The organism is Rhodococcus sp. 2H158 (genome assembly GCF_053764755.1).
In genome coordinates, this window is sequence record NZ_JBSNCE010000020.1 from 45,401 (window position 1) to 57,578 (window position 12,178).

Sequence of the window (12,178 nt, forward strand, 5' to 3'; positions counted from 1 at the left end):
CATGGCCATTGCACTCGACGCCGACCATCGCGACCTTGCCGACTCCGTCGCGGGCCTCGCCCGTCGCCATGCCCCGATCGAACGCACCCGCGCCGCGTTCGCCGACCTGGCGGCGGGCAAGCGGCCCGAGATCTGGGATGCGTGCGTCGCGCAGGGCCTGCACGCCCTGCACCTGCCCGAGGAGCACGGCGGCGGTGGGGCGGGACTGCTGGAACTCGCGGTCGTGGCCGAGCAGTTCGGCCGCGCCCTCGTTCCCGGACCGTGGGTGCCCACCGTCGTGGCCGGCGCGCTGATCGCCACCCTCCCGGCCGAGGGCACCGCGGCGGAGTTGTTGCGGCGGTTCGTCGAGGGAGCGACCGGTGCCGCCGTCACCACCCCCGGTCTCGTCGCGACCGCGTCGGGACAGGGATGGACGGTCAGCGGTGTCTCCGAGCCGGTGCTCGGGTTGCCCGGCGCGGACGAAGTGATCGTGCGCGCCACCGCCGACGGCGCGCCCGTGTGGTTCCGGCTCCCGCCCGCGGCCGGGGAGGTCGAGGTCGCCGACGGCGTGGACCCCACCCGCTCGGTGGGACGACTGCGACTGTCCGGAGCGGCGATCACGCCCGAGCATCTGCTCCCGGCGATCGACGACGACGACGTGCAGCTGATCGTCAACACCGTGCTCGGCGCCGAGGCGGCCGGGCTTGCGGCGTGGGCGCTGGACACCGCCGTGGACCACGTTCGCAACCGGCACCAGTTCGGCCGCCCGGTGGGCAGCTTCCAGGCCGTGCAGCACAAGGCTGCGATGATGCTGGTGCGTAGCGAGATCGCCTGTGCCGCCGCGTGGGACGCCGCCCGGTCGGTGCAGCAGGGCCGGGAGCAGCAGCGGCTCGCGGCGGCGCAGGCAGGACTGACGGCAGTGCCGGCGGCCGTCGACGTGGCGCTCGAATGCGTCACCCTGCTCGGCGGTATCGGCTTCACCTGGGAACACGACGCGCACCTGTACTGGCGACGGGCACTGTCGATCGCCTCCGTCGCCGGCCCGGAGGACGTCTGGGCACGCCGGCTCGGTGAGCTCGCACTGTCGGACGAGCGCGACTTCTCCTTCGTCGAGGCCGATGCGCTACCGGAGCTGCGCGCGCAGGTCGGCGCCGTCCTCGACGAGGTACGTGCACTGCCGGACGACGCGGTACACAGCGACGGATGGGCGCCGGCGCGAGGCGGGGCACGTCGCGCCCGGCTCGCCGAGGCCGGTCTCGTCGCGCCGCACTATCCCCGGCCGTACGGGCTGGCCGCCGGACCGCAGGAGCAGGCCGTGATCGCGGACGAATTCGCGCGCCGCGGCCTCGAACAGCCGACCACCGTCATCGGCGAGTGGGCCCTGCCCACCCTGCTGCTGCACGGCAGCGAGGACCAGCAGCGCCGCTTCGTCGCGCCCACCCTGCGCGGCGAGATCGTCTGGTGCCAGTTGTTCAGCGAGCCGGGCGCCGGCTCGGACCTGGCCGGGTTGTCCACCCGTGCCCGCAAGGTGGACGGCGGCTGGATCCTCACCGGACAGAAGGTGTGGAATTCGATGGCGCACGAGGCGGATTGGGGTATCTGCCTGGCCCGCACCGATCCCGATGCGCCCAGGCACGAGGGCATCTCGTACTTCCTCGTCGACATGCGCAGCGACGGGCTCGACGTGCGGCCGCTGCGTCAGGCGACCGGGCGCGCGGAGTTCAACGAGGTGTTCTTCGACGACGTCTTCGTCCCCGACGACTGTCTGGTCTCCGAACCAGGGCAGGGCTGGCGCCTCGCGGTGACCACGCTCGCCAACGAACGGCTCAGCATGGGCGCGCAGCTCGCGCACGGCGCGGCCGCGCGGGTGCGCGACCTCGTCGAGTCGGGCCGCTACGCCGCCGCACGCGACGACGCGGTGCGCGTCCTCGGCCGCAACACCGGCCGCGAGATGGCCCTGTCGGTGATGAACCTGCGCAGCGTGCTGCGCCGGTTGTCCGGTCTCGACGCCGGGGCGGAGATCAGCGTGCAGAAGGTCTTCAGCGCTATCGCCCAACGCGACGGCTCGCGGGCTCTGGTCTCGCTGCTCGGCCCGGTCGGCGCCGCCGACGACGACGGTCACATGCTCGACCACATCGGCCTGCCCGCAGTGCTGTTCGGCGGCGGCACCATCGAGATCCAGCTCAACGTGATCGCCCGTCGCGTGCTGGGACTGCCGCGCTGACACCGAATCCATCACACCCATCTGGAGGGGCCATGCACCCGGAACTGTCCGACAACTCACGTCGGCTCCGCACCGAACTGCGCAACTACTTCGCCGAGATCATCGACGACGACGACCGGCGCGCACTCGTCGACCAGACCGAGGGCGGTCCCGTGTTCGACCGCATCCTGCGGCGGATGGGCCGCGACGGGTGGCTCGGTCTCGGCTGGCCCACCGAATACGGCGGCCGGGGCGAGGATCCCGAGGCCCTGTACGTGTTCTACGACGAGGTGATCCGCGCCGGCGCACCGCTGTCGCTCGTCACCCTCAACACCGTCGCGCCGGCGCTGATGAAGCACGGTACCCAGGCGCAGAAGGACTTCTTCCTGCCGCCGATCCTGGCGGGCGAACTCATCTTCGCCATCGGCTACACCGAACCGAACGCGGGCACCGACCTCGCCTCGTTGCAGACCCGCGCCCGCATCGAGGGCGACGAACTGGTCATCAACGGCAACAAGATCTTCACCAGCGCCGGAGTTTACGCGGACTGGATCTGGCTGGCCGTCCGGACCGATCCGGACGCGCCGCGGCACGAGGGCATCTCGGTGGTGCTGGTGCCGACGTCGGCGGCCGGGTTCTCGGTGACCGAGATCCACACCGTCGGGGGCATCAGCACCTCCGCCACCTACTACGACGACGTCCGCGTGCCGTTGACCAACGTCGTCGGTGAGCTGAACCAGGGCTGGGGCCTGATCACCAACCAGCTCAACCACGAGCGGGTGGCGCTCGCCGCCCGCGGTGGCATCGCGAACGAGTTGTACGACGCCGTCCTGGCCTGGGCGCGGTCCGAGCCCCTGGGCGCCGGGACGGTCTACGACCTGCCCTGGGTGCGCACCAATCTGGCGGAGACGTACGCGCTGCTCAGTGCCGCCGACCTCGTCAACCTCCGGCTCGTCGCGGACGTCGCCGCGAACACCCTCGGCGGCGGTGATTCCGCGGCGGCGAAGATCTTCGGCACCGAGGCGGTCGTCACCGCCTACGGCAAGATGCAGGAGATCCTCGGCGTGCGGGGTCTGCTCCGGCCCGGCAGCCCCGGTGCCGTCCTCGAGGGACGCGTCGAAACCCTGGCGCGCAGAGCCCAGAACAACACCTTCGGCGGCGGCACCAACGAAGTGATGCGCGAGATCGTCGCCGCCAAGTGCCTCGGCATGACGCTCGCCGCCCGTCGCCGCACCGACGCCCCCACCAGCACGAGGAGCTGACATGGATTTCGAACTCGACGACGACCTGACGAGTGTGCAGGACCTGGCGTCCCAGCTCTTCCGGCAGCTCGCGCCGGTCGATCGGGTTGTCGAGGTGGAGAAGAACGAGGGCGGCTTCGACGCGAAGCTGTGGAGTGCCCTGGCCGAGGCCGGGCTGCTCGGCATCGCGGTGCCGGAGGAGTCCGGTGGCGCCGGGATGGGCCTGCTCGGCCTGATCACGGTGCTCGAACAGCAGGGCCGGCACGTGGCGCCGGTGCCGCTGTGGTCGGTGACGGCGGCCGCATCGGCGATCGTCCGTTTCGGCACGGCCGAACAGGTCGAACGCCTGGTCCCCGGCATCATGGACGGATCCCGACCGGTCGTCGCGGCGTTCGACGCGCCCTACGGTGAACTCACCTCGCTGTCGGCGGTGAGCAAGGGCGACGACCTGGTCGTCAGCGGAACCGTCGCCGGTGTGCCCGCCGCAGCCGTGGCCGCCGCGACGATCGTTCCGGTCCGGTGCGACGACGGGTCGCTCGCCGTCGCGGTGATACCGACCGGGGCGGACGGTGTCACGATGGAACCGGTCGGCGCAACCGACCGCGGCAGCCTCGCCCACGTCCGGTTCGACGACGTCGTCGTGCCCGCGTCCGATCGCCTGCCGGGCGACGGCGCGGAGACGGTCACCTGGGTGCGCCGCCGGATCCAGCTCGCGCTCGCCGCGGTGCAGCTGGGCGTGTGCGAACAGGCGCTGAAGACGACGGCCGAATACACCTCGCAGCGAATCCAATTCGGTCGGCCGCTGTCGACCAACCAGGCAGTGGCGGTGCGCGCCGCCGACGCCTACCTCGACACCGAGGCGATCCGGCTCACCACCCGGAGGGCGGCGTGGCTGCTCGACGCCGGACGAGAGCAGGAGGCCGAATCCGCGGTTCTCGTCGCCAAATGGTGGGCGTCGCGCGGCGGTCTGCGGGTGGTGCATGCGACGCAGCACCTGCACGGCGGTATCGGTGCGGACGTGGACTACCCGATCCACCGCTACTTCCTGTGGGGACGACAATTGTGCTTCACCCTCGGCGGTGCGGACGCCACCGCGGCCGAGCTGGGAGACGTCCTCGGATCCGCACCCGGAATCGGGGCGCCCGCATGACGAACGCCGGGCAGCTCGTCACCGGCGCGAGCCACGGCACCGGCCGGGCGATCGCGCGCCGGATCGCCGCGGAAGGCATTGCCGTCGCCGCGGTCTCGCGCACGCTGCGCTCCGGTGACGGTGCGTTCGCGGGTTCCCTCGAGGAGACCGTCGCGTGCATCCGCTCCGACGGCGGCACCGCCGAAACCGTCGTCGCGGACCTCGGCCGGCCCGAGCTGGACCGGGCCGCGCTCGCCGCGCGCATCGAGGCGACGATGGGCCGCCGCGTCGACAGGCGCGAGACGGTGGCCGGGTGGCAGCCGCACGAACTGGACGAGGCCGATTTCCTGCCGGATTACCCGCACTTCGCGTCACCCCCCGCCGGTGCCGGAATCGCTGGGCAGATGACCCCGTCGACAGGCGACGACGGAGAGGACTCCCCATGACCCGCACCATCGACGTGCCCGCGGACCTGCGGGAGGCGACCGCAGAACTCGTCGCCGCAACCCGCGCGCTGATGCTGGCCGCGGCGACGACGACGGCGGACGCCGACACCGTCCGCGCCGCCCGCGCAACGATCGCCGAACTGGCCGAGACCCTCGGCGCGCGGCCGCGCCCGCGGGTGCTGCGTCCCCCGTTCGACGGACCGTCGCAGTCCCGGGAAACGGGCGGGCGCGAACCGTGGGCGCTGTTTACCCACAACCCGATGGGCATTCCGCTCGAGATCCACTTCGGCGCGGACGAGGCGCGCGCCCGGCTGGTCGCGAACGCCCTGCACGAGGGCCCGCCCGACAGCGTGCACGGCGGGTTCAGCGCTCACCTGCTGGACTGCATGCTCGGCACCCTCATGCAGGCACGGGGCAGTCGTTCGCTGACGGCGTCGCTCGACCTGCGCTACCTGCGGCGCACGCCGCTCGACGAGCCGCTGGATCTGTATTCGCGGATCGTCGAGATCGAGGGCCGGAAGACCGTCGCCGACGGCTGGATCGAATGCCGCGGTGAGCGCACGGTCGAGGCGCGGGGAGTGTTCGTCCGCGTCGAGGAATGACCAGTTCCGTCGACGGAACAGTGTGCAGGCAGATCGAATTCGCGGCGCGCCGGACGACCTCCGGCGCGCCGCCACGTTCTAGTTCACGACACCCACGTGCGTTCGGTGCGACAGACGGGTCCGCGCGGTGGAACCGGGCCGGCCGGGTGTGAGAATCCGCGAGGTGCGGCGCGCGGTGGCCCAGACCATCGGTGCGATGTGGGCGAGTTCGACCGTTCCGCGGCACGCCACCGAGATCGCACCCACGACGCCGTCGGGACCGACGACCGGTGCGGCGACCGCGCTGATGGACATGGGGCACGCGTGGCCGGGCACGAACGCGAGACCCTGCCGCTGGCGCACCCGGTTCAGACGATCGTGCAGTGTCGACAGGTCGGCCCGGGACCGTACGTGCGGTCCGGCCGTCATGAGGGCGTCGACCTTCTCCGGCTCGAGACCGGCGAGCAGCGCCCGTCCGCTGACGGTACTCTCGGCCGGCAGCCGGGCCGCGACCTGGGAGGGGATGCCCGCGCTCGCCGTGCCGCCGATCCGGTCGAGGAAATAGACGGACGAGCCTTCGAGCACCGTCAGGTGCGCGACTCCGCCGGTGCCGATCTGCAGGTCGTTGAGCATCCCCGCTGCTGCGGCGCGCAGCTGCGAGTAGTCCCGGGGTCGGGCCATCGTCTGCATCCGCAGACCGGGGCCGTATCCGCGGGAGTCGTGTTCGACCCAGTGAAGGTCGACGAGCTGGGTGAGCAGGCGGAAGACGGTCGAGCGGGGCAATCCGGTGGCGGCCGTGATCTCCTCGAGGAACATCCGGTCGGGACCGGATGCGAACACGTCGAGGATCTGGGTGAACCGTTCCGCCACGCTGGGGCGTTGCTCGCGCGGCATGTCCGACGTCGGAATCGAGTCACTACGCGTCACTGTCAATGTCTGGCCTCCTTCGGTGCACTTTACCTAGCATTTGCTTGGTGCGCTATGCGGAATGCGGTGCGCTCCCGTCAGGCGGGAACGGACCGTGTCTGCTGTGACTGCTCTGATGTGATGCGCTCGTACAGAATCGAGGCGTTGCAGCCGCGGCGACAATTCCACACCTGACGGTTCCCGACGGTGCGTCGAACCGGACGGCAGGCGCCGCATGCTTCACACAGCGGAGGTGGACGGTGGAGACATTCACGGACGTGCTGCTCGCGCGGCGAGGCGACCCGAAAGTCGGACTGCGTTTCGAGGGGAGGGACTGGACCTGGGGCGAGGTGGTGTCCGAAAGCGCCTGTAGAGCAGCCGCTCTCGAGTCGATCGTGACCGCCCCGGCCGGTCGGCAACGCCACGTCGGGGTCCTGCTGGACAACGTGCCCGATTTCGTGTTCTGGATAGGAGCCGGGGCGCTCGCCGGCGCCGTCGTAGTCGGAATCAACGCCAGCCGCGGCGGGACCGAGATCGCTCACGACATCGCCCACGCGGACGTCGACCTCCTCGTCACCGAGAACCGGCTCGCGCACCTGGTCCACGGTGAGGAGCACGGCCTTGCGGTAGAGCGGATCCTGAACGTCGACTCGGACTCCTACGCCGAACTGCTCGCACCGTTCCGCGGCGTGGAGCCGCCCGCCGCGACACCGTCGCCTGAGCAACTTGCCCTTCTGCTGTTCAGTTCGGGATCCACCGGGGCGCCCAAGGCGGTCGTCGTCGGCCAGGGGCGACTCGGCCGGCTGATCGACGTTCTCGTCGACCGGACACAGATGCGCCGGGACTCGGTCGCCTACCTGTGCATGCCCTTGTTCCACGGCAATGCGCTCATGCTCAACCTGGGCACGGCGATGCGCGTGGGGGCCACGGTGGCGATGGTCCGCAAGTTCTCCGCCTCGCGTTTCGGGGACGACATCCACCGGTACGGCGCGACGTTCGTCAACTACGTCGGCCGGGCCCTGTCCTACGTGCTGAGCCGGCCCGAGGATCCCCGGGACCGGACGGGCACACTGGAACTGGCCTTCGGCACTGAGGCCTCCGAGGCCGACGTCGCGCGTTTCGCCGAGCGATTCGGCTGCACGGTGATCGAGGGTTACGGCCTCAGTGAGGGAGTGTTCCGGATCAACCGCACGCCCGGGACTCCGCCGGGCTCGCTGGGCCTGCCCGCCGGCGACGCCGACGTCCGGATCCTGGACGAGGTGACCGGACACGAATGCCCACGCGCCCGGTTCGACGACACCGGCCGGCTGACGAACCCCGAGGCGGTGGGGCAGATCGTCGCGCTGGGGGCTGCCGGCACGTTCGAGGGCTACTACAAGAACCCGGGGGCGATGGCGGACCGCGTCCGGGGCGACGACTTCTGGTCCGGGGATCTCGGATACCGGGACGCCGACGGGTACTTCTACTTCGCCGGCCGCTCCTCCGACTGGCTGCGGGTCGACAGCGAGAACTTCTCCGCGGCACCGATCGAACGGATTCTGCAGCGTCATCCGGCGGTCCTGTCCGCCCCGGTCTTCGCGGTGCCCGATCCGGTCACCGGCGACCAGGTCATGTGTGTACTCGAACTGTCGCCCGGCGCGCACCTGGACGCGCGCGAGTTCGGTTCGTTCCTCGCCGCGCAACCGGACATGGGCGACAAGTGGTGGCCGCGGTTCGTGCGGATCGTCGAGCGAATCCCGTTGACAGGCAGCAACAAGGTGAACAAGGCGCCGCTGCGGTCCGCGGCGTGGCGCACCGACGATCCGGTCCTGGTCCGGGTGGGACGGACCAGCGAGTACGTTCCGTTCGACGAGGACGCGCGGGACCGCTACGAGGCCGAGTTCGTCGCGCACGGCCGGGCGGGACTGCTTCCGGCCCGATCGGTGGCCGCAACCCCGGTCGCCTGACCGGAACGACGGCACCCCGAGCCGGGCGGGGCGATCGGGCGAAGTACCCGGAGACCTGCGCCTCGAGTTCGTCGACGGTGCCCGGGGGAGCGGCCCGCTCAGTGCCCGGGGGGAGCGTCCCGCTCAGTACCCGGGGGGAGCGGCCCGCTCAGTACCCGGGGGGAGCGTCCCGCTCAGTGCCCGGGGGGAGCGTCCCGCTCAGTGCCCGGGCGTCCGGTACGCGGCGTTGCGATGCACCGCGTCGTCCATCTCCTGTGGGGTGAGCAGCCGGATCGGCACGGAACGCGCGATGCCGGACGCCCGGGTGCGGAACTCGAGCGTGGCCACGGCGAGGTCGTCGGGCACCTCCCCGATGACGTAGAGGTCGTGCCCGCCGAGTGCGAAGTGCACGGACTCGACGCTGCCGCCCACGCTCTCGACCATCTCGGTGATGGCGGAACTACGGACGGAACCACCCTCGGAGAGCAGCCCCTGCGCGCCCTCCGGGGTGTAGGTGACCTGCCACAGGTACTTCGGCATGTTCTCAGCTCCTCGGCTGTCGGACCATTCCATGGTCGGGCTCGTGGACCCTCCCATCGTCGGCCCGGAGGCCCTGTCGCGGGATGGTTTCCGCCGGAACCGGCGTAGGTTCGTGATCGAACATCCGCCACCGTCCGCCGAGGAAAGGACCACGCCGTGCCCGAAGCCCCGCTGCCGCAGGCCGTCGCCGAGATGCTGGCCCAGCCGAATTACGCCACGATCAGCACGTTGCGCGCCGACGGACATCCGGTGTCGGTGCCCACCTGGTATCTGTTCGAGAACGGCCGCATCCTGGTCAACATGGACGCCGGTCGCACCCGCCTCGGGCACCTGCGGCGCGATCCCCGGGTCAGTCTCAGCGCCATGGACCCGACGGACTGGGTGACGCACGTGAGCATCCAGGGCCGGGTCACCGAGTTCGCCGACGACCCGGAGCTGACCGATATCGACCGCATCGCGCGGCACTACACCGGCAAGCCGTACGGGGTGCGCAACCGGCCGCGGGTGAGTGCCTGGATCGAGATCGACCGCTGGCACGCGTGGGGCCGGCTCAAGGACGTCGCCTGACCCGGCCCCACGGGCGGCCGGGTCACACGAGCCCGGCCGCCTTGGCCACCTTGCGGATCTGGAAGGAAAGGACGATGAGCAGCACGCCGAAGAGGATCGCGTAGATGCCGAGCAACCAGATCAGGCTGATGATGCCGCTGCCCGGGAAGATCAGCAGCACGACGCCGAGCAGGACGGCGAGGATCCCGGCGAACAGCGACCATCCCCACCCGGAGTTCGGTACCTTCCGGAAGCTCAGCGCACCGATGATGCCGGTGACGCCGAAGAGGATCGCATAGAACGCGATGATGTACAGCACCACGAGCGCGGTGGCCGCGGGCCAGACGAGGGCGACGATGCCGGCGGCGATGGAGACCAGGCCCATCGCGAGCCACCAGCCCCAGCCGTCGAGGCGGGCCCGGTCACGAATCGAGTGGTAGACGAGCACGACGCCGTCGACGATGGCATAGATGCCGAACACCACCACCAGGGCCCAGACGGTGATCCCGGGCCACACCAGGGCGACCACGCCGAACAACACGGCGAGGATGCCGCGGATCAGCACCAACCACCACATCTGTTTGAACAGGGGACTGAACTGATCGTTTGCGGTGAAAGCTCTCTCGGACACGGCCACTCCTAGGATGCGGTCTCGTAGTTCGGGCACAGCGTAGGCCCGTGCTGCGCCCGGCGCCCGCCGAATGACGATCCGATTCCCAGTCGTGACGAGCGTTACCGTGTAGCGGTGGCTCAGGTGCGGATCGGGATCTCCGGCTGGCGGTACGCCCCGTGGCGCGGCGACTTCTATCCGTCCGGCCTGCCACAGCGCCGCGAACTCGAGTACGCCGCGGAGCGGTTCGGCTCCATCGAGATCAACGGCACCTTCTATGCGCTGCAGCGGCCGTCCAGTTTCCTGTCGTGGCGCGAGCAGACTCCCGCCGGCTTCGTCTTCGCCGTCAAGGGCGGACGGTTCGTCACCCACATGAAGCGCCTCGTCGACGTGGACGACGCCCTCGCCAACTTCTTCGCCTCCGGTGTGCTCGCCCTCGGTCCCAAGCTCGGGCCGGTGCTGTGGCAACTGCCCCCCACTCTGGCATTCGAGCCGGAGCGCCTCGGCGCATTTCTCACGAGCCTGCCCGCGTCGACGGGCGAGGCCGCGGCGCTCGCGGCGCGGCACACGAACAAGGTGCGCGAGGACCGGGTGTGGACCGAGATCGACGCGGAGCGGCCGATCCGGTACGCGCTCGAGGTGCGCCACCCCAGCTTCGCCGACGAGGAGGCGGCCGCCCTGCTCCGCCGGCTCGACGTCGCCCTCGTCGTCGCCGACACCGCGGGCCGCTTCCCGTTCCTCACCGAGCCGACGACGGACCTCGTCTACGTGCGGTTGCACGGCGACACCGAGCTGTACGCCAGCGGCTACACCCCCGGGGCGCTGGACGAGTGGGCGGCCCGGATCCGCGGTTGGCGCTCCGAGGGGCGCGACGTGTACGTCTACTTCGACAACGACATCAAGGGCTACGCGCCGTGGGACGCGCTCGAGCTGCAACGGCGGGTGTGACACGGATGTCGGTGCAGGCTGGCAGGCTGGCGGCGGCACGTCGGCAACGTGGGAGGACAACGTAGGAGGACAACGTAGGAGGACATCGTGTGGCCAACGCAGTGGCCGGAGATCGCACGCGACGTTGCGGATCACACCGCGACCGCGCTCGCCGCGGCCCGGGCGCAGTCGGTGCCGGCGTGGGAGGACGCGGTGACCGAGCTCGCCGCGTTGCCGTACGAGCAGGTCGCCGGGGTACACGCGACGATGATGCGGGAACTGCTCGAGGAGTTGCATCCGGACGGGCTGACCGGCGAGGACGTGCAGGCGGTGCTGGAGCGCAGCGCGCGCACGGCGTCGACGTGGCTGCCGTCGCTGCAGCCGGACACGCTGGTCTCGGTGCTCACCGGCACGCTCGGGGTGTCCGATCCCGACGCGCCGAAGGCTCGCCCCGACGAGTACCTGCGGGCGGGGCTGGTCGTGCTCGCGGATCTGCTCGCGGCACGCCGGGTGGGTCCCGAGCTCTACCTGCGCCGCGCGCTGGGCGAGATCGAACGCGCCGAGACGATCGAGCTGCCCTGACGTCCCGGATCAGGGCCGGGTCTGCGCCTCGACCTCGCGGGTGAGGCGCCGCAGCAGAGCGGTGAGGGTGTCGAGTTCGCCGTCGGTGAATCCGTCGAGCAGGTGGCGTTCCCGGGTGACCCGGCGCGGGAACTCGGTGTCGACCACGGCTCGCCCCGCATCGGTGAGTGCGAGCAGGACCACGCGACCGTCCCGCTCGAAGCGCTGACGTTCGACGAGTCCGAGCCCGACGAGGCGGTCCGCGTGCTTGGTGGTGGAAGCACCGCTCAGTCCGGTGACGGAGGTGACTTCGCTGGCGCGCAGCGGTGATTCGCTGCGGGCGAGGGCGCACAGCACCTCGAATTCGGGGCGCGTGACGCCGCTGGGGACGAGTTCGCGGTCCAGTTGGGCGAGCACCAGGGAGCTGATCCGCGTGACGCGGCCGACGACGTCGATGGGTCGCGTGTCGATGTCGGGGTACGTCTCGGCCCAGCCGACCCGCACGCGGTCGACGAAGTCCTCGGGCTGGGTGGCGTCCGTCATGGGCCCATTCTAGCGATGAGTCTCACAATCGATTTATATTT

Annotated in this window: 13 protein-coding genes; 9 read left to right on the forward strand and 4 right to left on the reverse strand. The window is 70.7% G+C overall.

The window, feature by feature from the left end:
• Position 1: 1 nt before the first annotated feature.
• Genes ACWPOB_RS19560 through ACWPOB_RS19580 form a run of 5 tightly spaced genes read left to right on the forward strand, consistent with a single transcriptional unit; the run spans position 2 to position 5,600 of the window.
• Positions 2–2,203: an acyl-CoA dehydrogenase family protein gene (locus ACWPOB_RS19560; RefSeq protein ID WP_455401835.1), complete on the forward strand. Its 2,202-nt coding sequence runs from the start codon at positions 2–4 to the stop codon at positions 2,201–2,203.
• A 32-nt stretch (positions 2,204–2,235) separates the two neighbouring features.
• Positions 2,236–3,444 (forward strand): acyl-CoA dehydrogenase family protein, encoded by a 1,209-nt coding sequence (locus tag ACWPOB_RS19565; RefSeq protein ID WP_100056042.1) that lies wholly within the window; start codon positions 2,236–2,238, stop codon positions 3,442–3,444.
• 1 nt (position 3,445) lies between these two features.
• Positions 3,446–4,573 (forward strand): acyl-CoA dehydrogenase family protein, encoded by a 1,128-nt coding sequence (locus ACWPOB_RS19570; protein ID WP_455401836.1) that lies wholly within the window; start codon positions 3,446–3,448, stop codon positions 4,571–4,573.
• Positions 4,570–4,998 (forward strand): SDR family NAD(P)-dependent oxidoreductase, encoded by a 429-nt coding sequence (locus tag ACWPOB_RS19575; protein WP_455401837.1) that lies wholly within the window; start codon positions 4,570–4,572, stop codon positions 4,996–4,998. Before ACWPOB_RS19570 ends, ACWPOB_RS19575 begins: the two co-directional genes overlap by 4 nt.
• Positions 4,995–5,600, forward strand: a complete 606-nt coding sequence (locus ACWPOB_RS19580; RefSeq protein ID WP_100056041.1) for a PaaI family thioesterase — start codon at positions 4,995–4,997, stop codon at positions 5,598–5,600. The genes ACWPOB_RS19575 and ACWPOB_RS19580 overlap by 4 nt, the downstream gene beginning before the upstream one ends.
• Before the next feature lie 78 nt (positions 5,601–5,678).
• Here ACWPOB_RS19580 and ACWPOB_RS19585 read toward each other — a convergent pair whose 3' ends face one another.
• Positions 5,679–6,506 carry an IclR family transcriptional regulator gene (locus tag ACWPOB_RS19585; protein WP_455401838.1) on the reverse strand — a complete coding sequence of 276 codons (828 nt, stop codon included), beginning with the start codon at positions 6,504–6,506 and terminating at the stop codon, positions 5,679–5,681.
• A 239-nt stretch (positions 6,507–6,745) separates the two neighbouring features.
• Between ACWPOB_RS19585 and ACWPOB_RS19590 the strand changes: the two genes are divergently transcribed.
• A complete protein-coding gene (locus ACWPOB_RS19590; protein ID WP_100056039.1) occupies positions 6,746–8,431 on the forward strand; it encodes an AMP-binding protein in 1,686 nt (561 codons plus the stop codon).
• A gap of 198 nt (positions 8,432–8,629) precedes the next feature.
• Here ACWPOB_RS19590 and ACWPOB_RS19595 read toward each other — a convergent pair whose 3' ends face one another.
• The gene (locus tag ACWPOB_RS19595; protein ID WP_006941680.1) at positions 8,630–8,950 is read right to left on the reverse strand and encodes a GYD domain-containing protein; all 321 of its coding nucleotides are present in this window, start codon (positions 8,948–8,950) and stop codon (positions 8,630–8,632) included.
• 156 nt (positions 8,951–9,106) lie between these two features.
• Between ACWPOB_RS19595 and ACWPOB_RS19600 the strand changes: the two genes are divergently transcribed.
• Complete coding sequence (locus tag ACWPOB_RS19600; protein ID WP_100056038.1) at positions 9,107–9,517, forward strand: PPOX class F420-dependent oxidoreductase; 411 nt, start codon at positions 9,107–9,109, stop codon at positions 9,515–9,517.
• Between the two features lie 22 nt (positions 9,518–9,539).
• Here the strand turns inward: ACWPOB_RS19600 and ACWPOB_RS19605 are convergent, their stop codons facing one another.
• Positions 9,540–10,133, reverse strand: a complete 594-nt coding sequence (locus ACWPOB_RS19605; RefSeq protein WP_037201226.1) for an HdeD family acid-resistance protein — start codon at positions 10,131–10,133, stop codon at positions 9,540–9,542.
• Between the two features lie 108 nt (positions 10,134–10,241).
• Here ACWPOB_RS19605 and ACWPOB_RS19610 point away from each other — a divergent pair, with 108 nt between their 5' ends.
• Positions 10,242–11,054, forward strand: a complete 813-nt coding sequence (locus ACWPOB_RS19610; protein WP_100056037.1) for a DUF72 domain-containing protein — start codon at positions 10,242–10,244, stop codon at positions 11,052–11,054.
• Positions 11,055–11,141: 87 nt separating this feature from the next.
• A complete protein-coding gene (locus ACWPOB_RS19615; RefSeq protein WP_455401839.1) occupies positions 11,142–11,615 on the forward strand; it encodes a hypothetical protein in 474 nt (157 codons plus the stop codon).
• 9 nt (positions 11,616–11,624) lie between these two features.
• On the opposite strand, the gene ACWPOB_RS19620 is transcribed toward ACWPOB_RS19615, so the two are convergent.
• The gene (locus tag ACWPOB_RS19620; protein ID WP_100056035.1) at positions 11,625–12,137 is read right to left on the reverse strand and encodes a MarR family winged helix-turn-helix transcriptional regulator; all 513 of its coding nucleotides are present in this window, start codon (positions 12,135–12,137) and stop codon (positions 11,625–11,627) included.
• Positions 12,138–12,178: the final 41 nt, after the last annotated feature.